The following is a 21,126-nucleotide window of genomic DNA, read 5'->3' on the forward strand; positions in this document are numbered from 1 at the left end:
GCTTGTCAATCACTTTTTGAAAGTTTTTTCCGCTCGAAGAATGCCTTCGGCAACCCTTCGGGGACCAAGAAACTTTTGGAAAAGTTTCTCTGGACTCTTCAAAACCTCTTAGCGTGCTTCGCTCTGCCCCGAACTCATTAAGGTGGGATTCGTCCAGAATACCCGCTCTCCAAAATGTGTTCTAAAAATCGATCCGAAGCTCTTCGTTTTGAGTCTCAAACTTTCATTTAGTTAATGATCTTAGCACGTTGTTTTCACTCAGTGCGGAGAGGCAAACTATTCAAACTCGCCGTCCCTGTCAATCATTAATTTCGATGTTCTCATAAAATATTTTTTCAATGATCTCAGTGCCTTGCTTTCACTCAGCGCGGATTGGGAAACTATGTAATCCCGTTCCGAATGTCAACCGTTTTACGACCGGTTAGTCACAAAAAATCTCGACGAGCTTGTGACTTCCAGCCGTTGCTGCGTCGAGAAAAACTTTCTATGGAATACTTAGCTCTGCGTCAATAGGTTTTTTAGTTATTTATGATATATTCGAGGGTTTGTTTACAAGGATGGCTTAATGATGCGGGCTACATCAAAATTGAGTATTTCTCCAATAAAAAAGGACAGAGACTCTGCTCTGCCCTCATGTATATCTTTATCCCTTACAGACTACTTCTGATCGCTAGTGATCATATCAAGGACTTCCACCGCTTGTGCTGGATTAACACTCACGCCAGCCTTCACTTTAGTCGACGAAGACTTCTTTGTGTAAGTATTGCCATCCCATCCTTCACTGGAAGATCCGCCTTTAGCTGTTACGCCACCATGTATAGTCGGGGCAGCCATAGCACCGGCCTTAACTGCATCCTTTAAAAAGGTATCAGAGTTCATTGTAGCGGGTTGTGAAGTTTCAACCCCGCTACCGTCATCGGTAATCATTGATGTGGATGCTCCATTACCAAGGATGTCCCACTTGCCGCCACCTACTCTGCTAGCTTTGGCATCATAGGTAGATTTTTGCCCGTGCGAAATCATCTTTAAAATAAATGAACGAGTCGGTGCATCATATCCGGGCAGAACAGTCCCCACCTTCACAGCATACTTGATACCAGTCTGCGCATTCGTCCAATTGAAGTCTGTCCCGGACTTCATGCTTTCCAGTATATAACTGATCTGGGCTCGGTCAGTAGGTGTGAGACTCTGAATGTTCGGTGCAGTTGACCCGGTCATTTCATATTGAGCTTGGGCTGTTAAAGGCGCGAGACGGACAGAGACAGCAGAGGGAGTCAGAATATATGCATCTCCGGTCTCTTCCTGTGAATCAATGGAGTTAACACCCTGCATCACTCCCCATGCCGTCTTATCCCCTCCACTACCAACGGCCATAGACGAAGACTGCATTCCCTGGGAAACGGCCTTCATCATGACCTTTTCCTGCTGATAAACACGTTTGATAATTACATCCTGCTGCCGATACTGATCTTTCTTCAACGTGAGTATATGATCGGCATTGCGTGGAAGATCGACTGTGCAAGGAGAAGTGCAGACAACTTTACCATCAGCGTAGACTGTGGCGCCCATGGGATTTGTCGAAACGGGTATAGACTGAGTCTTAACCACCGGAGCACAGCCTGACGCCAAAATCAAACTGCAACACACCACTAGAAATCTTTTTCTCATTCAATCCTCCCTTTTGATGCCTTCTCTATACATAATATATGGGAATAAAAAAAGGCGCGGTTTACCGCGCCTTTTTAATAGAGCTATTAAGCTTTCTTAACCTTGTTCCCGTCGCCGAGAAGGACAACCTTAGGCTTATGGAGCCCGAGCTCATCTTCATCCAGCCACGTGTAGGTACAGATAATAATCTTCTGCCCGGCTGCGCCCTTATGGGCAGCTGCGCCGTTCAAACAAAACTCACCCGGACCGCCTTCAATAGCGTAGGTGGTAAGTCTTTCCCCGTTATCGACATTCAGAACATCAACTCGTTCGTAGGGAAGGATTCCTGCTTTTTCAAGCAGGTCCACATCAATTGAAATAGAACCTTCATAATCGACGTTAGCGTCGGTGATGGTTGCTCTGTGAATTTTCGACTTCAAAAGGCATCTACTGCCCATAATTTCCTCCTTCAGGAGTATTTAATTTTCCTGAACGGATATGCCGATACCACGAGCCCAATAGATTATCAATATAATAAATTTTACATTGATTTTTATTAGAATACAGCCGCCATAAAAAATCTATTAGCGGCAGAACTTACGCCGCAGAAAAGCCAGTATAGAAAGGCCTCCGGCAAACGACAGAACTGCTCCTGGAATTGGGGTAGGGACATAAGAAATATCCCCTTTGGTATATTTCCAACTTTTATTGATATAAAAATTGGTCCCGGTAAGAGTGTTTCCCTGACTTAGTTCGGCCCATTCAACTGAAAAATCGTACTTTTTATATGGAGAAGTATGCAGGAAGTCCGGTCTTATTGCATTAACTCCGGAAGCTTTGGGGCCGTTCATAATCACGGATTGCTTTGTGTCATCCATGTATTTCCATGACCACAACGCACTTTCACCGTTCTTAAATTTTACACTCTTGATAGAGACATCCGGCTCTACATCCCAGATCTGCATTGCATATGCGCCTGGAGTTTCGTTATACCAATTTTTACCGTTAATGGTTGCCGCACCAACGGATGACGCCAAAACAGCGGTCAGAAAAAGATTTAAAATCAGTGCCCGCACAATAAATGACATACGCAGTCTCACCATTGGAAACAAATCAGCCTCCACCGACAGCAGGAAAAACACCTACTCGATCTCCATCCTTAAGAGCAGCATCAAACTTGGAGGACTTACCGTTAATAAAAACGATCTTTACCTCTTCAATTGGAATCCCGACCCTTTCAAGAACATCTGAAACCGTTTCACCTTCGGAGATTGGATATGCCTCAGAATTTTCGGGGCTTTTTACAGCAAAAGTAGCATAACAAAGCAGAGTAATTTTCATAAGACCCCATATTTAATGCCCATAGGCAGTTAGATAAGATTAGGAACCGTAAAAAAATTAATGCGGGAAATCAACCTTAACAAGGATGCTGCTGAACAAATAAAAAAAGTCCGGCAGGACTAAACCCGCCGGACTTACAGAAGCGATGTATACTTAACTTATGCGGAGAAAGCTTTCTCGAAGTTAGGTACAACCTGCTTTTTGCGGGACATTACGCCTTCGAGGTATACTTTGGTACCTTCGGGAGCAACGCCGAATGCTTTTTCAACAACGGAAGGATCATCGGAAACGATGAGCATTTCGGAACCTTCTTTCATGATGTCGGTAAGCAGCAGGAAACAGCTGTGACGGCCGTCAGCTTTAACTTTTTCAAGTTCAGCGTAGAGGTCATCTTTGATGTCGTTGAATACGGACAGGTCAACAACTTCGAGCTGGCCGATGCCAACTTTGTTGCCGGACATATCAAAATCTTTGTAGTCACGGAAGATCAGTTCGTTCATGGAAGCACCTGCAACAGCAGACTTCACGTTGAACATTTCCATTCCGAGAGCCATAACGTCTTCAACACCAGCGATCTTTGCGAGTTCTGCAACAGCTTCTTTGTCAGCTTCGGTGCAGGTTACGGACTTGAACATAACGGTGTCGGAGAGGATAGCACAGAGAAGTACGCCAGCAATGTTTTTGGGAACTTCTACGTTGTAGAATTTGTACATTGCGTTGATAACGGTACCGGTGCAGCCTACGGGCCATACCCACATTTCGAGGGGGTTGGGGGTAGTAACATCACCAAGTTTGTGGTGGTCAACTACTGCTACAACTTCACCCTTATCAAGGTTGTCCATGGACTGAGCGAGGTCAGAGTGGTCAACAAGGATAACTTTCTGATCGGTAGCGTCGGTCATTACTTCGGGAGCAGCGCAACCGAATTTTTCCAGAACAAAAGCGGTTTCAGGAGCGATTTCGCCCTGTGCAACAGCTTTGGTTTCTTCTTTTACTTTGGACCAGAGGTCAGCAATTGCGATTGCGGATGCAATGGTATCGGTATCGGGGTTTTTGTGTCCTACTGCGATAATAGCCATAATGATTTCCTCCTAAGAAATATGGTAGCTAATTGAGCTTGTGTCTTCTATCACAATCTTTTTTCTCTGCCAAGCCTATATAATCCCGGCAAGGATAAAAAAGCCGAACAAAACCACTCCGAAGACAAAAGTGGCATAGGCTTTCCGCAGTCTGAGGGCCAGTAGGCCTCCAAGACTTGCTGCAATCCATAGAAAAGACCATTTCATATCCACACCGGCGACCAGCGGTCCCCATTTGTGAAAAAATATACAAAGGATATAATGAAGGATTATGGTGCTTGTCCAGAAAAAAAGCCAAGAAGTGACAAAAGTTCTTAAAATAGATCGAAAAACCAGCTTTTGCGGGAGTTGATCGCCAGCTTTTCCCTTGCGAGCCCAGCCGATAAGCTTATTATGCCCCCTATTATGCCACTGCCTTAGTGAAGAATCCATCCACGCACCGATGCGTGCCAAAGGCAAACAAGCAAGCAGAATGACCATAACCTGTCGTGCTTCTGTAAACGCAAAAGAAGTGGTCAATGCAAGCGCGGCAAATGTAGGTGCTAAAATATGAGGAGGTATATAGGTTCCGGCCGGGATATTATCCAACCAGAATAGCTCAAAAAAGACGGCAATCTTAAGACTGGTAGCCACATCTCCGGTAACAGCACCCCAAAGAGCACCTACCACGAGCGGCCGTTCAAGAAGTCCGGGATTTATCGTAAAGCGGAAAAGCGAAAAAATCGCAAAAAAAAACCGATCAATGCAACCCAGACGGGAAAGGATAAAGCTAATCCTTGAAACAGACTCATGAGAACCTCACCTGTACAGGATCATTAGGAACGCAGCGGAAATCCAGTTCTATACCCTGTCCTCTAAAATAATGAAGACAGGATTCATCATCCGAACTTAAAGCCACGCTGGGGGAAATCTGTTTTTTACCGGGACCGTAATGAATGTTGCCGATATTAACCGAACTGAAAATGAAACCGGAATCCAGGGCCCTACGCACATCGGCACAGGATGAAAACAGAATGATAGTACTGCCGTTACCGTTGTTAAGAGCAGGAATCGTATCGTTTAAATCATCTACCGAACAAAAAGAGCAGCTCACCGATTGCGGAATCGCCAGCGACATGATCTGCTGCTGCAAATCATCCCGGGCAACAGCATCGTTAACCACGATTATATGTTTTGCGTGGGTGTACGGTAGCCATGTTTCAATAATCTGCCCATGAACAAGACGGTTATCAATTCTCACCCACATCATGGTTACCCTTTGGAAGTTCGTTTTCGCAGCATTTCACCGGCAATGACAATGCCTTTCGCCGCTGCTTTGCTGACCTCTTCGGCCATCTTCTGCAAAGACTCGTTACGCATCTGAAAAGCTTTCAGAAGCATGGGCAGGCTGACCCCGGTCACAACCTCAATATCATCCCCCTGCAGCAGGGAAAGACTGAGGTTAGTGGGTGTTCCACCAAACATATCGGTAAGGATGAGAACTCCGTTCCCGTTTTTCACTTCGGCAATATTGCTCTTCAATGAGTCCACCGCCGCATCGATGCCCTGAGAGACATCGACACTAAGGGAGAGCACTCCCTCCTGAGGACCGACAATAAGTTCACCCGCTTCAATAAGCGCCTGTCCGAAGTTACCATGGGTAACAAGAACAATTCCGTTTTTACTAGATTCTATGCCCATCTAAATTCCCGATATATTCTACAAAAAACTATTTCAAATGAATGTGCTTATGTTCAAGAGAAACAGAATAACCATTATCTTTAAGAGTTGCAAATACCCTTTCTGCTGTGGCAACGGAACGATGCCGTCCTCCAGTGCAGCCTAAAGCGATAGTCAGCCTGTATCTTCCCTCCTCCTCGTAAAGAGGAAGGACATATTGAAGGAAATCGAGATATTTCTCAATAAAAATAGAGCCCGGTTCAGTACCTAAAACATAATCTGAAATAGCTTTATCCTGACCGGAAAGTGGGCGGAGCTCTTCTTCGAAATATGGATTGGGAAGAAATCTCAGGTCCATAACCATATCGGCAGCGGTAGGCACGTCATGCTTAAAACCGAAAGACATAACATGTACGCGCAGTCCGCGAGTCTTTTCACTAAGCTCTGCCCATTTTTCCTGAATACGGCGGCGCAGATCGTGAATAGAATAGGTGGTGGTATCAATAACCAGATCGGCCTGCTGGCGCACTTCGCCAAGGATTTCCCTTTCTTTCTCAAGAGCCTGCTCTAAGCCGATATCTCGGGACTCAAGAGGATGCAGACGACGTGTAGTAGCGTACCTGCGCACAAGCTCCGGCAAGCGGGCTTCAAGGTAAAGAATGCTTGGGCGATACCCCTTGGAGGTTAATTCTTCGCGTGTGGCCTCCCAGTCAACACTGAACTCAAGCTGACGTAAATCCATACCCAGCACCAGACCGCGATATGCATTGTCACGAGTATTGAACAGCTCAACCAGGCGCGGAAGCATGCTCGCAGGCAATCCGTCCACACAAAAAAAACGCAGATCCTCAAAGACCCTTAGAACGGTAGATTTACCGGCTCCGGAAAGACCGCTCACAACAATCACAGGAAAGGAATCTACATCGACCACCTCAATATCCTCCTTGCGCAATAGCCTACAAACAAAATTAGCAATGACCCAAGTTCATTGCTAATCTGATTTGTTAATTTGAAAAATGTCGATTCTAGCTGAGACCGAGGAGCTTAAGCAGCTCCTGCTTGTCATCTGTCTCTATAAATGCCTGCCGAAATGCTTCATCTTTAAGTTGCCGGGAAATCTGTGCCAAAACCTTCAAATGAGCACCGGCCCCCTGTTCGGGGGCCAGTACCATAAAGAATATCTTACATGGCTGCATGTCCAGAGATTCGAAGTCGACTCCCTCGCTGGATCGGCCGACCACCACGACAATCTCTTCAAGACATTCCAGTTTACCGTGGGGGATGGCTATGCCATCCCCGATTCCGGTTGTTCCAAGTTTTTCGCGATCATTAAGGACCTTAAGGGCATTTTCCACATCCACTTCCAGACCTGCGTCCTTTAGGGTGGAAACCATTTCTTTCAGAACTTCACTCTTATCAGAGGCCTGCAGTTCATGAATTACAAGGTCCTTTGCCAGATTATCAGTTATATTCATCAGTTAGTATCCTGGGTCAATTAAACCGAAGTCGCCATTATTGCGGCGATAAATTACGTTTATGGCTTCATTATCCGCGTTGCGGAATACGAGGAATTCGTGGTCGAGAGTCTGAAGCTGCTCTGCGGCTTCATCGACACTCATAGGCTTGGGAACAAAGGAGTCAGACTCCACAATCACAGGTTCCCTATACTCTTCCTCTCCATAGCTGAGAATATCCATTCGGGCAGGAGCTGACTCCTTACGCCTATGGCTTCTCATCTTTTCGTTTGCGCGGCGAAGCTGGGCTTCAAGCTTGTCCAGAACCATATCCACGGTGGAATACATGTCCTCGGACACTTCGTAAGCTGAAACATGAAGATGATCAGAGCTGAAAACAACTTCCGCAACATGCCTGAACTTATCTACTGACAGATTCACCTGCATATCAGTGTTGTCAGGATTGCTTACGTACTTTACCAACTTGGAGAAACGGCTGTTTGCATATTCCTTAAGATGTTCGGATGCGTCGAAGTTCTTAAAAGTAAATGCTACGTTCATAAAGAGCCTCCTTAGTAAAGGGTGAATATGCGTTGATTTCTCCGGACTACATTAGAATACTTTTTTCCTCTTGGAAGAGGAGAGAATCCCCATTGCAGTCCTATACTTGGCTACGGTCCTTCTGGCTATGTTGACTTCCAGTTTCTCTTTGAGAATCTCAGCTATCTTTTCATCGCTGAGGGGTTTCTTTCCGTCTTCTTCACCGATCAATTTCTTGATCGTCGCCTTGACGGACTCGGAACCGACCTGAGAACCGTCATCCAGACCGAGCGCACTATTAAAGAAAAATTTAAGTTCATAAATCCCATGCGGAGTAGAAACATACTTATTAGTAGTGATTCGGCTCACAGTGGATTCATGCATCTCGATGTCTTCCGCAACCTCCTTAAGAATAAGCGGTTTTAACTTGGTGACACCGTGGGCGAAAAACTCTCGCTGGAATCTCACTATGGATTCAAGAACCTTATATAAGGTACGTTGCCGCTGATACAGGCTCTTCATCAGCCATTGAGCGGAACGCATCTTGTCCTGAAAATATTCCTTGTCATCTCCCTTGGTTGATTCAAGAGTCTCCACATAAAATGCATTCATTTGCAATTTCGGAAGACCGTCTTCGTTCAGAACTATGACAAAATCACCGTCATATTCATAAACATAAGCATCAGGGCTGACATAGAAAGAGTCTCCACTTGAAAAACTTGCTCCGGGCAGCGGATCAAGTGTCTGCATCAAGTCCAGATAACTCTTTAAATCCTCCATACTGAGCTTGAACTTTCTTGCCAGAGGCTTGTAGCGCTTCTTTTCAAGATCATCCAAATGATCCCGGACCAGCGAAACCAGAATTGGATCATCGTCAAGCTTCAATGCTTCCAGCTGGATAAGCAGACATTCCTGCGGAGTCCTTGCCGCCACGCCTACCGGATCGAATCGCTGAATGCGATGCAATACCTTTTCTACATCTTCGATTTCAGCATAGCATGTTTCACAGACTTCTTCCAAGTCTATCCGCAAAAAACCTCCCGAACTTAAATTACCAATAAGACATTCACCTATGGCAATATCCTTCTCAGTAAAATCGGAAAGAGTCATCTGCCAATGCAGATGGCCATCAAGGGATGCCGACTTGGTCAGGCGTGCTTCAAAAGAAGTTCCTTCTTCATATGATTCCGACTCGCGGGAAGAGGACTGCTTTGATGTACTGGAAAATTCACCGAGATAGTTCTCCCACTCGGCTTCCTTGGAAATTTGTGCTTCTTCGGCAGTAGCGGTGCCTGCATCCGCATCGGGAGAGTCTGTACGCTCCTGAGCTTCAGCTTCTTCAAGGATAGGATTCTCCATGAGTTCCTGGTGGACGGTATCCACCAACTCCAATCGGGAAAGCTGCAACAACTTGATCGCCTGCTGCAGCTGAGGAGTCATTACCAGCTGTTGAGTAAGCTTTAATTGTTGTCTAAGTTCCAACCCCATATATTCAGGCCACCTTGTAAATTGATTCGTGTATTTTCAGATTCAGATTTATTGTTACACTATATACTGGACTAAACTTTTTTTTCATTCTTTTAATCCGAGCTTGATTCAACTATGCCACATCCCATTGCAAGATGCAACAAAGACCTCTGATTTGTCTGAAATTTAAGGATTTTTTATAAAATAGAAATGCATATGAAAAAAGTGTACCAATGTTCTGCCCGACTGTAAATCGACAAAGACAAAATTCATCAAACTTTACCAAAAAAAAGCCGAAACTCATTAGAGTTCCGGCTTGTAAAAAATCAATTCTCAGCACGCAAAGCTAAAGACTGAAACTATCACCCAGATAAAGTCTGCGGGCCTTGGTGTTTTTCACGATGTTCTCAGGTGAACCATTCAAAATCACTCTGCCCTCATAAACAAGGTAAGCACGATCACAGATAGAAAGAGTCTCGCGAACGTTATGGTCGGAAATTAAAATCCCAAGCCCCATATCCTTAAGCGTGGAAATAATATCCTGAATATCAATTACCGCGATTGGGTCAATACCCGCAAACGGTTCATCAAGCAGAATAAACTTGGGGTTATTAATCATGGCGCGGGCGATCTCAAGCCTGCGACGTTCACCACCTGAAAGGTACATTGCCTTCTGGTCGGCAAGACGGAGAATGCCAAGCTGATCCAACAGCTCGTCCGCCCTTTTCGGCACATCCTTACCGGAAAGGCCCGTATGCTCAATAATTATCTCAAGATTCTTACGCACGGAAAGCTTTTTGAAAATTGAACTTTCCTGCGGAAGATAGCTTAGTCCCAAGCGGGCCCGCTCATGCAAAGGCAATCGGGTAATCTGCTGCTTATTAAAATAAACATCCCCGGACGTGGGTTTAACAACACCTACGAGCATATAAAATGTTGTGGTCTTACCGGCTCCGTTCGGACCAAGCAACCCCACAACCTCACCCTCACGCACGGTCAAACCGATTCCACGGACAACCTCTTTGGGTCCGTAGTTCTTAACCAGTTTTTTGGCGATAATTGCAGACATAAAATTCCTTTAATGACCTAAGGGGAAACATTTTTAGGGGTATAGAAAATGGCTTCGATAGGCTTATTACCGCCAACAACCTCTGCTCGGTTATCCTTCAGATAAAATTTAATTTCATCACCCTGAATAAGGTTGGGACCATCCTGCAGTTCTGCATTACCATTCATATAAATGATTGAATCACCCACCACATAGGTCAGCTTGTCGCAATGCCCTTTGCGTTTCTTCATGACTACTTTTACGTTACCGGCAGCCACGATCTTCTTAATCTTGTCCTGAGTATCGGAAAGAGAATCACCTTCAGGACGCAAATGAGCGGTCAAAGTGTCAGAAGTAAGAGTCACATCAAGGCGCACAACCTTAACTTTACCGGAAAAAGTAATCCGGTTGCGATTTTCACTGAAAGTCATCTTGGTAGACGTAATCTTGATGGGCACTTCGTCCGGTCCACCGGGCTTGCGCTTCTTGCTAGGTTTTTCTTTTTCCATGACCGGAGCTTCCGCCTTAAGATAAGTACCGAAAACATAGCCGACACGCTTCAGTTCATTATCCTTACCCGGCTTGAAAACAGGATACCATTTTCCTTCCCCCTGCCCCACGCTCACAGCTTCTCCAAGCTCAAGCTTATCTACAATCAAAGACTTGGCATCAGGTTCGGAACGAACATTAAGCACAGCTGTAGCATACATGGTTTTAGTTTTAACGGGAGCCATCAGCATTTCATCCATGGCTTCTTCCATGGCAGCAAGTTCGCTGCCACGCTTAACTTCCGCCTTTGCCTTACGCACCTCTTCAGCTTCAATCTCAGCTTTACGGGCGTCTATTCCGGCCATCTGGGTTTTCTCCAGATTTTTGGGATAAGGGGCAAGAAACGGTCCCCATGCATAACCCCAGACAGGGGTATCGTCTTTGACCATGGCATCAATGCGATAAAGGGCGTACATGCCACCCTTCTCAGCCCCGACCTGTGCGCGGTGTCCGGGACTGAGCACACCTACAGCCTTTGAAGTGGCCACAGGTTTTTCTATCACATTGATTTTGCGTACGGCGTAACGAATACGGGCATCATCAAGAACAATGTCCACATCATCCTTTTTGATATAACCAAGCGCATCAGCCTCGGAATATACCGGAGCGTCAGCTTTGAAAATTGCGTACCAGCCGTCCTTGAGAAATCCGACCTTGATTTTATCGCCGGACTTGATCATCCCGCCGGTTGAAGACTTAACTGTCCGCTCAAGATAAAACTTTAAATCCTTGCCTACATAACGGATATCACCCCAATCGGCCAAGGGACTGTCAGCTGCAGCGGAAACAACAACCTTGCGTGAAATATACCCTACAGGCGCGGCAGTCTTTTCAGCAGAAGCAGGATACACCGGAAACCAGCTCCCCTGAGCTTTACCCACCAGAAAACTTTCCGCCGGAGAAAGAACCCAGACGACCTCGCCTTTAAAATCCGGCTTGGAACGTACGTTGGCAATTGTCCGAGTAATTTTCAACTCGGATTTGTCATAGGCATGGGCAACAGGGCCGACCAAAACAAAGGCAAAGAAAAATACCGCACAGACAATGGCGGGAGAAAGCAGCGCAAATATGGACCTGCCGCGCAACAATGAACTCTTTTCAACTATATTATTCAAATGAATGCTCGCTTCTATTGAGGCATTACCACCATGTCCGGTGAAATCAGGGCTTCCATTCCGTCTTCAATCATAATTTCACGGGTAACAAGGTCCACCTTGACCCGTTTGGAAGTAATATAAACAGTCGGACTCTGCACCTTCACATTCCCTTCGAGGAAAAGCAGGTTATCCTTGGGTTTAAAATCAAGGCGATCAGCCACAAGCCCCATATCACCATAATGTCCTTTGACATCATCCCAGAGCTTAAGACCTTCACCTTTCTGGCTGACCTCACCATGCAAAGCACTAACAAAAACTTCCTTGCGGTCCCGACCAAGATAATATGTAACCCGGGGTTTGTCAGCAATGACCAGTCCTTTCTCCTGATCATAATCTGCACTTCCGGCCCGCAGAATCCACTCAATATCACCTCCGGTACCCTGAATCAGCTCAATCTCCTCAGCGGAAATATCAGACTGGTTCTTATTGGAAAGAAGCGGATTCTCCACAGCCTCACGGGCCATATGCGGAAAAGTTCCATACTTCTTACCAAGCAGGGTTCCGGCGCAGACCCCGATAAACAGGGCCAGAATCAAATATAAAACTAAGCCGACACGGCCCATCTAGCCTGCCCACTCTTTCCAGATGTCATTCAACTTGCCCTGCGCGTCAAGAATAAAAGAAATCGCTTCGCGCACGGCGCCATGCCCGCCATCCCGGCTGGAAATCCATTTGGATATACCAAAGACCTCAGGCTGGGCATTTTTTACTGCCATAGGCAAGCCCACACGGAGCATTACCGGGACATCAATCCAATCATCACCAACGTAGGCGACTTCATCGTCGTTGAGTCCTTTTTCCTTAAGCAGTTTCTCGTAAAAAGGAAGCTTTTCCTTCTGCCCCGGATAATATTCGGTAATCCCAAGCTCGGTAACACGCTTTTCAACGGCACCATGATTCAATCCGGTAATTACCGCCAGCTCGATACCTGCCTGCTGCGCGAACTTGATGCCAAGCCCGTCCTGCACGTTAAAACGCTTAGTTACGTTCCCGTCCTTATCGTAATAAAGACCGCCGTCAGTAAGCACGCCATCCACATCAAGGATAAGCAGCTTAATTTTTTCAGCACGAACTTTAGCAGACATAATCAATGCTCCATGCAGCCAGAAGGTCCTTGATCAGATCTTCAGCACGGTCAAGGGGCCAGCTGTTGGGACCGTCGCAAAGTGCGCAATCCGGATCCGGATGGGTTTCCATGAAAACACCGGAAGCCCCCGCAGCCACGGCCGCACGGGAAAGCACAGGAACGAACTCACGCTGGCCGCCCGACTTACCGTCCAGACCGCCGGGAAGCTGCACTGAATGGGTGGCATCAAAAACCACCGGGCAGCCCAGTTCTTTCATAATCGCCATGGAACGCATGTCTACCACGAGGTTATTGTAACCGAAGGAGGCACCACGCTCCGTAAGCCAGATACGTTCATTGCCGGCTTCGCGCAATTTACCCACAACATGACGCATATCAAGGGGCGCAAGAAACTGTCCCTTCTTAACGTTGATAACCCGCCCTGTATTGGCAGCGGCAACAAGAAGGTCGGTCTGGCGGCAGAGAAATGCGGGAATCTGGATCACATCAGCCACTTCACCTACAGCTGCGGCCTGATCCGGAATATGAATGTCGGTAACAACGGGAAGTCCGGTTTCATCCTTAACCCGCTGCAACCATTTAAGCCCTTCCTCCAAGCCCGGTCCCCTGAACGAAGTAATGGAGGTCCGGTTAGCCTTGTCGAAAGAGCTTTTGAAAATTACCGTCACATCAAGACGGGAAGCGATGTCAGCCAATACTTCTGCAGCACGCAGGGCAACATCTATGGTTTCCAGTGCGCAAGGTCCCGCTAGAATAAACGGTCCCTGCAAACTTTTTTGATATAATTCATCGGGGCTCAAAAGGGACTGCCCTCCAATTATAAGATTGCCCGGAGACACTGCATACCAGTATCCCCGGGCAATACAAAGTTAATTCTTATTTCTTTTTATTGTCGCAAGAAGCCTTGATGAAATCCCTGAACAGCGGATGTGCATGCATGGGATTAGACTTGAATTCCGGGTGGAACTGGCAACCCAGGAACCAAGGATGGTCGGCAACTTCAACGATCTCTACCAGAGCTTCATCAGGAGAGAGACCACTCAGCACCAGACCTGCTTCAACAAGCTGATCTGCAAATTTTTCTTTGTTGAACTCGTAACGATGACGGTGGCGTTCCTGAATTTCAGTTTTACCATACGCAGCCATCGCTTTGGTACCTTCAACAACTTTACAGGGGTATGCGCCAAGACGCATGGTGCCGCCCTTGTCACTTTCTTCGCAACGGTTTTCAGTCTTCTTGGTACGGTAATCGTACCATTCTTTCATCAGATAGATAACGTTGTCATCACCTTCGGGGTTGAACTCTTCGGAGTTTGCACCCTTAAGGCCCATGACGTTGCGGGCATATTCAATAACAGCACACTGCATACCGAGGCAGATACCGAAGAAAGGCACCTTATTTTCACGTGCATACTGAATAGCAGTAATCTTACCTTCAACACCACGGTTACCGAAACCGCCGGGAACAAGCACGCCGTCACAACCGGCCAGTTTTTCCTTAACGTTCTCAGGAGTGATCTCTTCAGAGTTCACATAACGCAGGTCAACCTTGACCTCATTTGCAACCCCGCCATGAATAAGCGCTTCATGCAGGGATTTATATGCTTCCTTGAGATCCACATATTTACCAACGATACCAATTGTGGTTTCACCTGTCGGATTCTCAAGGGTATGGTTGAGTTTTTTCCATGGTTCAAGATTACAATTTTTGGCCGGAAGCTTAAGCATAATAGCAATCTTCTGGTCCAATCCTTCGTTGTAAAAGCTGAGCGGAAGCTGGTAGATGGATTTTACATCAACAGCAGTGAAAACCGCATCACGATCAACGTCACAGAAAAGTGCAATCTTGCGTTTAATATCTTCATCCAGATCAACTTCACTACGACACAGAATGATATCGGGGTGAATACCGATGCTCCGCAGTTCCTTCACGGAGTGCTGGGTAGGCTTGGTTTTAACTTCACCGGCAGCAGCAAGGTAAGGAACAAGAGTCAGGTGGATGTAAAGTACATTCTCGCTGCCAAGTTCGGAACGAAGCTGACGGATGGCTTCAAGAAAAGGAAGACCTTCAATGTCGCCGACAGTTCCGCCGATCTCGATGAGAGCAACATCTTCGCCGTTGGGAACATTCATAACAGCATTCTTGATCTCGTCAGTAATGTGCGGAATTACCTGCACGGTACCGCCAAGGTAGTCGCCACGACGTTCTTTGGTGATTACGTTGTGGTACACACGTCCGGAAGTCATATTGTTTTTCTGACTCAGCGCAACATCAAGGTAACGCTCGTAATGCCCGAGGTCGAGATCAGTTTCTGCACCGTCGTCAGTTACATAAACTTCACCATGCTGAAAAGGGTTCATGGTGCCGGGGTCAACATTGATATAAGGATCAAGCTTCTGAATGGTTGCGGTCATCCCTCTGGCTTTAAGAAGTGCGCCGATGGATGCTGCTGCAAGCCCTTTACCAAGTGAGGACAACACGCCCCCGGTGATGAATATAAATTTGGTTTTCATAACGCTCCCGTCCCGTGGCGGACAATTTATTTTAAAATATCGCTGTTACATAAAACAAAATGGACAGCGAATAAAGTCGATAGCTATGAAAAAAACACAAAAAGGCACCCGCCCCGTTAACATTCTCATATTCAGGCGTATCCCACTTAAAAAAAATGTGTTAGCGGTACGTCCTGAGGAATATAGAGTGTTGACGGGAGGCTGACCCGCAATTATGTTCCTCTCTTCAAACACGCATTAGATAGTCTTGGAATATTTCTATTGTCAACATCTGGAGGACAAAAATATATGGCCCGCGTAAAAGTTTTGGTCATCACCGGTTACGGAACCAACTGTGAACACGAGTCTGCTCATGCCGCTAAAAAAGCGGGCGCAGACGAAGTAGACATCACTTATTTTTCCGATCTTGCTGCAGGCAAAAAAACTCTGGAAGGATATAACTTCCTGATTTTTCCCGGCGGCTTTCTTGATGGAGATGACCTCGGAGCAGCACAGGCTGCCGCGCTCCGCTGGAAACACGCACATACCACAGACGGCACCCCGCTTGTGGATCAAATTAAAAAATTCTTTGAAGACGGCGGCGTTATTCTCGGAATCTGCAATGGCTTCCAGCTGCTGGTCAAACTCGGCCTGCTGCCCGCAGTCGGTGGAGAATACTTCACCCGTCAGGTTTCGCTAAGCTACAATGATTCCGCAAAATACGAGGATCGCTGGGTACACCTTAAGGCCAACCCCGATTCCCCTTGTGTTTTCACCAAGGGAATCGAAACCCTTAACGTTCCCGTACGTCACGGCGAAGGTAAAATTATCCCCGCTGATGATGCCATGCTGGAAAAAATCGTGGAAAACAACCTCCACGCTGTTCAGTACATTGATCCCGAATCCGGCGAAGTGACCATGGATTATCCTGCCAACCCCAACGGATCCCCGCTGGGTATCGCAGGCCTCACTGATCCCACCGGCCGCATTCTCGGACTCATGCCTCATCCTGAGGCATACAACCACCCCACCAACCATCCCAAGTGGACCCGTGGCGACATCCCCACCCTCGGGTTGGCGTTGCTCGAAGGTGGCGTGAATTATATTAAATCGCTCTAAACAAAAAAGGGGGAGTTTGACTCCCCCTTTTTTTATTTATGACAAATATTATTACTAGAGGAAACCCGCCCGCTGAACCTCCGCAGGGTCAGACATGGCGATCCATGATGGATGTTGCCATACGCGAAGCTTTCAAAGCCCGCCAGCACGATGAAGTCCCCATCGGCGCAGCTCTTTTCACGGCTGAAGGCGAACTCCTCGCCACCGGAAACAATACCCCGCTCACCCGGAATGATCCCACCGGACATGCAGAAGTAAACTGCATCCGCAATGCCTGCGAGAATCTGGATAACTATCGTTTGCCACGCGGAACAATTCTTGTTGTCACGCTGGAGCCGTGCATCATGTGCCTTGGCGCTATTATCCATGCGCGGGTAGGAGGAGTTGTTTTCGGCGCTCCTGACCCCAAAGCCGGGGCCGTTGTCTCCAATCTGGAAGGTACGGACCTATCCTTCGTCAATCACAAATTCTGGACCATCGGCGGGGTTTGTGAGAATGAATGCAAGGAAATCTTACAAAGTTTTTTTCTGCATAAACGCAAAAAGTAAAGACAAGCTTGAATTTTGAAAAATAGCCCGTGCAACATAACTCGATTAATCGTTTTCCTGCTCTTGGCATTATGTCTTATGCCAAGCGATGGCTTGCGTCCAATCGATAGCAGGGAACAGCTTACATACGACTCCAGTTTTCTCCATCCTGCTCCTAAAGCTGCCGGATCACCGGCATACATAGTCGAGCTATCCCAGCAGACTGATAACTTTTTTTCCGAACAAGAACGCCCCCTGACTTTAACCACCGCAAAATTTCGTGTCGATTTTGTCAGGGCTACCGCATTTCTATCTAAAGAAGTAACTAGAGGTTTCATACCACGCATTGCGCATAGGATCATCCCTACCCGCGCACCTCCGTTTGTTTAAATCGAGTACTGAATCCAACTGATCCCACCAAGACCCATTTTGTCTTAGGTGAATTAATTACTCCTTTTAAAAAATAGAGGATTACTTCCTTATGTCTAAATCAACTTCTTCTAATAATGAAAAAAAACTTTCATCAGACTACAAAGCTAAAAAAGATTCCAACGGACAGTTGTCCATAGGACTCACACTTGCTGCAATTGCAGCTTTTTTTGCCCTGTTTGTATGGATTTGCGGCGTATAATAAATAACCCTTAAAAATAAGTCCCTAGACGATATCCTCGCTTAGGGACTTATTTTTAATAAACTGTCTCAACTTTTACTTCTTTTTATTCTTCTTTTTTTTATCTTTTTTCTTATTACTCTTCCGTTCTTCGCGCTCAACCTTTTTTTCCTCTTTCAGCCTCGCACGCTCCTCTGCTGCATCTTCTTTACGCTTTGCCTTATCCGCCTTTGATCCTTCCTTGCGGCTCTCACGCTCATCTTCTCTTTCATCCTTTAAACGGTCACGCTCTTCTTTATCGCGCTCACGCTCGGATTCTCTATCTTCTTTAGCGCGCTCACGTTCTTCTTTGTCCCGCTCGCGCTGTGCTTCGCGCTCTTCTTTTTCACGTTCACGCTCAGCTTTAGCACTTGCCTGCTCATCTTTATTCTTGCCTTTACCTTTTGCAGCGAAAGCAACACTGCCTATCATCGGCACACATACCAGTACTGACGCAGCTGCAATACGTTTAATGATGCTACGACGAGTAAATCTTGTCTTCATAACGATTCTCCCTATGTTTATTTTTTCAACCAGTCACAATTTTTCTTACTATGTTGTATAATACGGGCGACTTTAATCATTCGATCCGGTATCAAAAATTCCGATCTGATTCCCCAATCGGACTTTAATAGCTCCGGATTTATACTTACCCGGCTCAAAGATCAGGATAACCAACGAGCCTCCGTAAAGGAAATGACCAAGCTCATCACCACGCTTGACCGCAACAGAATTATTCCCTTTCAAAAACTTATTTTCAAATACAACTGATCCTACGGTGCTTAATCCAACTGGTACAACTCCTACCAACCCATACTTTCCGGTATCAATGATAAAGTATCCGCGTTGATAACTTTCAAAGGCACCGAAACTGGCTCCAAAATAGCCAACATTACCACTGGGGGGTACGAACTTCGGAAAGTCCTCCATGCCCAGCAGAGCACCATCAATAAGCCTTGTCTCGACAACTTTTCCACTCACTGGTGAATGGTAATGGTGATATGTGTTGGGCATCAAAATACAGGACATAGCGGTCCCGCCCACAAATTTTTCCCAATGCTTCGATCCGGCTAGCAATTGCCTGATATTCAGAACCTGCATTCCCTTAGTGGGAATTGTCGGGGACTCAGCCACAATCCTCGCCGGAATAGTATTCACAATAGCATCAGTGGGAGCTCCGATCACGTAATCCCGCTCCGGCATAGTTTGTGGTCGCACCTTCTTGATATCCTTGAATTTGCGTGAGAAAAACTCATTGTATGATTTGAACCCGCCGTCAGCAGCTTTCGGATCAGGGAGGATATACTCTTCTTTTTCAATACGCGGGTCCGCAAGCCAGCGAGCAACTAACTTTGTTGATGCCTTGCTGTTGAGGAAATCACCACGCTCTTTCGCAAAATTATCAAAAATCATAATCCCCGGACGAGTTTGAAATGCAGCCCTGCCGAATGGATTTTTGTAAGCAAAAAGGTCCATCTGCTCGATATAAAGGAGCCCGTTGTCAGAGCTGCCCTTTGCCTCCGGTAAAAATGAACACCACTCAACAAAGAATGGAACCATGTCCGCAAAGGATTTGCCCTGCCAAGGGTTTCCGCCTGCACGATATCCTTCCGGGACAGGCTGTATATTCTGGAAAGCTTCATCAATGAGCAGCCTGAAAACCTGATCTCCTTCATAAGACTTAACCAACTCCGAAATGGATTCCTTGCAAGGACAATCATCGGGAATGGTATATTCTGCTCCGCAACTTAAATATGGAAAAGAAAGAAAGACCAATAAACTTAAGGTCAATGTTAAACATTTTTTGCTCATAACCACTCCTTCCTGAAATATTAGTTAACTTCATCGGCTACGGAACACATGGAATACAAGCTCTAGCATACTACATTTAGATCAACCGTGAAATCAGAAAACACTCATTCAGTTGAAGCCCGCATCTACTCGGCATTATATGTCTATTTAAATTTTAGCGCTTCAATCCCGATCATTTATGCTTGCCAAGCCCCTTAAAAAAACATATAAATCGTGCCTTCCAAGACCGGATCGCCGGAATCGGTCTTGCTTATAAACGCGGAGAGGTAGCGAAGTCCGGCCGTAACGCGCTCGACTCGAAATCGAGTTATGGGTCAAACCATACGTGGGTTCGAATCCCACCCTCTCCGCCAGAAAAAACAAAGGACTTAGAAGATATCTTCTAAGTCCTTTTTTCTTGTTTATAACCACTGACAATATCTTACTGTTACGAAAAAAGTATTTTGCTTCTACTTACCTTTTAGACTTTGACTTTGCGTATTCTCGACTTGAAGTGTATCTCTTTTTAAGAGGAGACCCATGATAAATTCTAACACAAAAACAAACTCAATATCTGCCATCGAAAAGGAAGTAATCTCTCTTCACACAACCAATCGAGCCATCGACGATATGGTCAACCACATACTGCTAGACTTCTATCCTAACGAAGCTAGTACAGAGGCACACTTCAAAGACATCCCACAAGCTACGCTGTTCAACTCACGCCTCACCGACTTTCTCACGCCTGATGGGAGTGAACTGTGCATCAACAAGAATGAGTCGAGACTTGAGTCAACGATCCGCATAACACAATCTCCACACTTCAACCAAGATGACACAATTGGAGACCTAAAGAAGGCATGTGAGATCTTTGACGGATGGCTATTACAAGAACCCATTTTCGAAGAAATAAATCTCCCTTCCATCAACCAAGTGGTAAGTCTGAGACTACCGCGTATTTTCTTCATAAAAACCTGTGGAAACATTCTTAAACACAACGATATGAGCCTCAACAAAGTAGCCCAAAGACTACAAAAATGGTTTTCAAAGAACGATTATGTCCTTAGCTCTCAGGATTCGTACATGGTATTGGACGATTTCTTAGACTGGTTCCACAACAATATTTTTATCTATCATGGCTGTATTATAGCACAAATGCTCAACGATATTCGCCACGGGATCAAAGCTTATCTTCGTCCAGCAGCACTAAAATCAACGTACTGGGTATACGACGAATACCTTGAACGAAATACGCCACGCATAACAATTCCGCCAGAAATGGAAAGTGATTACAGCAAGCACTGCTACCAAAGCCTGATGCATGATGCTGCCCGTCAACGCGCCAATGTAAATTTATTCAAAACACCAGACTATTTCAAACTGCGATATTAACACAAATTTAATACTGAGTTGATATAAACTTAGTAGTTATTTCACATCTGAGTTAAGGGGAAAGTATACCCATTTAGTAGCCTGACCTATTGCCAAGTGATGCAAGAATCTTGCATGCAACCTTGTG

Annotated in this window: 24 protein-coding genes and 1 tRNA gene; 5 read left to right on the top strand and 20 right to left on the bottom strand. The window is 46.0% G+C overall.

From position 1 onward, the window contains the following. Window positions 1–657: 657 nt before the first annotated feature. From ACNI23_RS06830 to pyrG, 18 genes are all read right to left on the bottom strand, one after another. Window positions 658–1,668: a PEGA domain-containing protein gene (locus tag ACNI23_RS06830; RefSeq protein WP_420247446.1), complete on the bottom strand. Its 1,011-nt coding sequence runs from the start codon at window positions 1,666–1,668 to the stop codon at window positions 658–660. An 86-nt stretch (window positions 1,669–1,754) separates the two neighbouring features. After that, window positions 1,755–2,105 carry an aspartate 1-decarboxylase gene (gene panD / locus ACNI23_RS06835; RefSeq protein WP_420247447.1) on the bottom strand — a complete coding sequence of 117 codons (351 nt, stop codon included), beginning with the start codon at window positions 2,103–2,105 and terminating at the stop codon, window positions 1,755–1,757. Between the two features lie 126 nt (window positions 2,106–2,231). Continuing rightward, the gene (locus ACNI23_RS06840; RefSeq protein ID WP_420247448.1) at window positions 2,232–2,750 is read right to left on the bottom strand and encodes a hypothetical protein; all 519 of its coding nucleotides are present in this window, start codon (window positions 2,748–2,750) and stop codon (window positions 2,232–2,234) included. A 10-nt stretch (window positions 2,751–2,760) separates the two neighbouring features. After that, window positions 2,761–2,988 carry a MoaD/ThiS family protein gene (locus ACNI23_RS06845; protein WP_420247449.1) on the bottom strand — a complete coding sequence of 76 codons (228 nt, stop codon included), beginning with the start codon at window positions 2,986–2,988 and terminating at the stop codon, window positions 2,761–2,763. Window positions 2,989–3,146: 158 nt separating this feature from the next. Next, window positions 3,147–4,067 (bottom strand): manganese-dependent inorganic pyrophosphatase, encoded by a 921-nt coding sequence (locus tag ACNI23_RS06850; protein WP_420247450.1) that lies wholly within the window; start codon window positions 4,065–4,067, stop codon window positions 3,147–3,149. A 75-nt stretch (window positions 4,068–4,142) separates the two neighbouring features. Then, complete coding sequence (locus ACNI23_RS06855) at window positions 4,143–4,841, bottom strand: PTS sugar transporter subunit IIC (protein ID WP_420250558.1); 699 nt, start codon at window positions 4,839–4,841, stop codon at window positions 4,143–4,145. Window positions 4,842–4,854: 13 nt separating this feature from the next. Next, the gene (locus tag ACNI23_RS06860) at window positions 4,855–5,316 is read right to left on the bottom strand and encodes a PTS sugar transporter subunit IIB (protein ID WP_420247451.1); all 462 of its coding nucleotides are present in this window, start codon (window positions 5,314–5,316) and stop codon (window positions 4,855–4,857) included. Window positions 5,317–5,318: 2 nt separating this feature from the next. Then, on the bottom strand, window positions 5,319–5,747 hold the full coding sequence (locus tag ACNI23_RS06865; RefSeq protein ID WP_420247452.1) for a PTS sugar transporter subunit IIA: 429 nt from the start codon (window positions 5,745–5,747) through the stop codon (window positions 5,319–5,321). Between the two features lie 28 nt (window positions 5,748–5,775). Continuing rightward, entirely contained in the window at window positions 5,776–6,657 is an 882-nt protein-coding gene (rapZ, locus tag ACNI23_RS06870; RefSeq protein ID WP_015852124.1) for an RNase adapter RapZ, read from the bottom strand. Window positions 6,658–6,751: 94 nt separating this feature from the next. Further along, window positions 6,752–7,201, bottom strand: coding sequence for a PTS sugar transporter subunit IIA (locus ACNI23_RS06875; RefSeq protein WP_420247453.1), 450 nt, complete (start codon window positions 7,199–7,201; stop codon window positions 6,752–6,754). A gap of 3 nt (window positions 7,202–7,204) precedes the next feature. Continuing rightward, a complete protein-coding gene (gene hpf / locus ACNI23_RS06880) occupies window positions 7,205–7,741 on the bottom strand; it encodes a ribosome hibernation-promoting factor, HPF/YfiA family (RefSeq protein WP_420247454.1) in 537 nt (178 codons plus the stop codon). 51 nt (window positions 7,742–7,792) lie between these two features. After that, window positions 7,793–9,208, bottom strand: coding sequence for an RNA polymerase factor sigma-54 (gene rpoN / locus ACNI23_RS06885; RefSeq protein WP_420247455.1), 1,416 nt, complete (start codon window positions 9,206–9,208; stop codon window positions 7,793–7,795). 325 nt (window positions 9,209–9,533) lie between these two features. Beyond that, window positions 9,534–10,256 (bottom strand): LPS export ABC transporter ATP-binding protein, encoded by a 723-nt coding sequence (lptB, locus tag ACNI23_RS06890; protein ID WP_015852128.1) that lies wholly within the window; start codon window positions 10,254–10,256, stop codon window positions 9,534–9,536. A 17-nt stretch (window positions 10,257–10,273) separates the two neighbouring features. Then, complete coding sequence (locus ACNI23_RS06895; protein ID WP_420247456.1) at window positions 10,274–11,899, bottom strand: LptA/OstA family protein; 1,626 nt, start codon at window positions 11,897–11,899, stop codon at window positions 10,274–10,276. Window positions 11,900–11,913: 14 nt separating this feature from the next. Then, on the bottom strand, window positions 11,914–12,504 hold the full coding sequence (gene lptC / locus ACNI23_RS06900; RefSeq protein ID WP_420247457.1) for an LPS export ABC transporter periplasmic protein LptC: 591 nt from the start codon (window positions 12,502–12,504) through the stop codon (window positions 11,914–11,916). Next, window positions 12,505–13,026 (bottom strand): KdsC family phosphatase, encoded by a 522-nt coding sequence (locus ACNI23_RS06905; protein ID WP_420247458.1) that lies wholly within the window; start codon window positions 13,024–13,026, stop codon window positions 12,505–12,507. It lies immediately after the preceding gene. Further along, window positions 13,016–13,828 carry a 3-deoxy-8-phosphooctulonate synthase gene (gene kdsA, locus ACNI23_RS06910; protein WP_420247459.1) on the bottom strand — a complete coding sequence of 271 codons (813 nt, stop codon included), beginning with the start codon at window positions 13,826–13,828 and terminating at the stop codon, window positions 13,016–13,018. Before kdsA ends, ACNI23_RS06905 begins: the two co-directional genes overlap by 11 nt. A gap of 76 nt (window positions 13,829–13,904) precedes the next feature. Further along, window positions 13,905–15,542: a CTP synthase gene (gene pyrG / locus ACNI23_RS06915; RefSeq protein ID WP_420247460.1), complete on the bottom strand. Its 1,638-nt coding sequence runs from the start codon at window positions 15,540–15,542 to the stop codon at window positions 13,905–13,907. Between the two features lie 288 nt (window positions 15,543–15,830). Here pyrG and ACNI23_RS06920 point away from each other — a divergent pair, with 288 nt between their 5' ends. From ACNI23_RS06920 to ACNI23_RS06930, 3 genes are all read left to right on the top strand, one after another. After that, a complete protein-coding gene (locus tag ACNI23_RS06920) occupies window positions 15,831–16,640 on the top strand; it encodes a phosphoribosylformylglycinamidine synthase subunit PurQ (protein ID WP_420247461.1) in 810 nt (269 codons plus the stop codon). A gap of 38 nt (window positions 16,641–16,678) precedes the next feature. Continuing rightward, entirely contained in the window at window positions 16,679–17,188 is a 510-nt protein-coding gene (locus ACNI23_RS06925) for a nucleoside deaminase (protein WP_420247462.1), read from the top strand. A 460-nt stretch (window positions 17,189–17,648) separates the two neighbouring features. Further along, complete coding sequence (locus ACNI23_RS06930) at window positions 17,649–17,798, top strand: hypothetical protein (protein ID WP_420247463.1); 150 nt, start codon at window positions 17,649–17,651, stop codon at window positions 17,796–17,798. Window positions 17,799–17,873: 75 nt separating this feature from the next. On the opposite strand, the gene ACNI23_RS06935 is transcribed toward ACNI23_RS06930, so the two are convergent. Both ACNI23_RS06935 and ACNI23_RS06940 read right to left on the bottom strand, forming a co-directional pair. Continuing rightward, window positions 17,874–18,320: a hypothetical protein gene (locus ACNI23_RS06935; protein ID WP_420247464.1), complete on the bottom strand. Its 447-nt coding sequence runs from the start codon at window positions 18,318–18,320 to the stop codon at window positions 17,874–17,876. A gap of 72 nt (window positions 18,321–18,392) precedes the next feature. Further along, window positions 18,393–19,628: a phosphatidylserine decarboxylase gene (locus tag ACNI23_RS06940; RefSeq protein ID WP_420247465.1), complete on the bottom strand. Its 1,236-nt coding sequence runs from the start codon at window positions 19,626–19,628 to the stop codon at window positions 18,393–18,395. A 260-nt stretch (window positions 19,629–19,888) separates the two neighbouring features. Between ACNI23_RS06940 and ACNI23_RS06945 the strand changes: the two genes are divergently transcribed. Both ACNI23_RS06945 and ACNI23_RS06950 read left to right on the top strand, forming a co-directional pair. After that, a tRNA-Ser gene (locus tag ACNI23_RS06945) sits at window positions 19,889–19,981 on the top strand. Window positions 19,982–20,147: 166 nt separating this feature from the next. Next, window positions 20,148–20,999: a hypothetical protein gene (locus ACNI23_RS06950; RefSeq protein WP_420247466.1), complete on the top strand. Its 852-nt coding sequence runs from the start codon at window positions 20,148–20,150 to the stop codon at window positions 20,997–20,999. Window positions 21,000–21,126: the final 127 nt, after the last annotated feature.

Origin of the sequence: Maridesulfovibrio pacificus (SeqCode), from assembly GCF_048612815.1 — a bacterium.
GTDB classification, from domain to species: Bacteria; Desulfobacterota; Desulfovibrionia; order Desulfovibrionales; family Desulfovibrionaceae; genus Maridesulfovibrio; species Maridesulfovibrio pacificus.

Bases quoted from the DNA above. Each gene is read 5' to 3' on its own strand.
- ACNI23_RS06830 (WP_420247446.1), bottom strand. From the start codon at position 1,668: ATGAGAAAAAGATTTCTAGTGGTGTGTTGCAGTTTGATTTTGGCGTCA.
- panD (WP_420247447.1), bottom strand. From the start codon at position 2,105: ATGGGCAGTAGATGCCTTTTGAAGTCGAAAATTCACAGAGCAACCATC.
- ACNI23_RS06840 (WP_420247448.1), bottom strand. From the start codon at position 2,750: ATGGTGAGACTGCGTATGTCATTTATTGTGCGGGCACTGATTTTAAAT.
- ACNI23_RS06845 (WP_420247449.1), bottom strand. From the start codon at position 2,988: ATGAAAATTACTCTGCTTTGTTATGCTACTTTTGCTGTAAAAAGCCCC.
- ACNI23_RS06850 (WP_420247450.1), bottom strand. From the start codon at position 4,067: ATGGCTATTATCGCAGTAGGACACAAAAACCCCGATACCGATACCATT.
- ACNI23_RS06860 (WP_420247451.1), bottom strand. From the start codon at position 5,316: ATGATGTGGGTGAGAATTGATAACCGTCTTGTTCATGGGCAGATTATT.
- ACNI23_RS06865 (WP_420247452.1), bottom strand. From the start codon at position 5,747: ATGGGCATAGAATCTAGTAAAAACGGAATTGTTCTTGTTACCCATGGT.
- ACNI23_RS06875 (WP_420247453.1), bottom strand. From the start codon at position 7,201: ATGAATATAACTGATAATCTGGCAAAGGACCTTGTAATTCATGAACTG.
- hpf (WP_420247454.1), bottom strand. From the start codon at position 7,741: ATGAACGTAGCATTTACTTTTAAGAACTTCGACGCATCCGAACATCTT.
- rpoN (WP_420247455.1), bottom strand. From the start codon at position 9,208: ATGGGGTTGGAACTTAGACAACAATTAAAGCTTACTCAACAGCTGGTA.
- lptB (WP_015852128.1), bottom strand. From the start codon at position 10,256: ATGTCTGCAATTATCGCCAAAAAACTGGTTAAGAACTACGGACCCAAA.
- lptC (WP_420247457.1), bottom strand. From the start codon at position 12,504: ATGGGCCGTGTCGGCTTAGTTTTATATTTGATTCTGGCCCTGTTTATC.
- ACNI23_RS06905 (WP_420247458.1), bottom strand. From the start codon at position 13,026: ATGTCTGCTAAAGTTCGTGCTGAAAAAATTAAGCTGCTTATCCTTGAT.
- pyrG (WP_420247460.1), bottom strand. From the start codon at position 15,542: ATGAAAACCAAATTTATATTCATCACCGGGGGCGTGTTGTCCTCACTT.
- ACNI23_RS06920 (WP_420247461.1), top strand. From the start codon at position 15,831: ATGGCCCGCGTAAAAGTTTTGGTCATCACCGGTTACGGAACCAACTGT.
- ACNI23_RS06925 (WP_420247462.1), top strand. From the start codon at position 16,679: ATGACAAATATTATTACTAGAGGAAACCCGCCCGCTGAACCTCCGCAG.
- ACNI23_RS06930 (WP_420247463.1), top strand. From the start codon at position 17,649: ATGTCTAAATCAACTTCTTCTAATAATGAAAAAAAACTTTCATCAGAC.
- ACNI23_RS06935 (WP_420247464.1), bottom strand. From the start codon at position 18,320: ATGAAGACAAGATTTACTCGTCGTAGCATCATTAAACGTATTGCAGCT.
- ACNI23_RS06940 (WP_420247465.1), bottom strand. From the start codon at position 19,628: ATGAGCAAAAAATGTTTAACATTGACCTTAAGTTTATTGGTCTTTCTT.
- ACNI23_RS06950 (WP_420247466.1), top strand. From the start codon at position 20,148: ATGATAAATTCTAACACAAAAACAAACTCAATATCTGCCATCGAAAAG.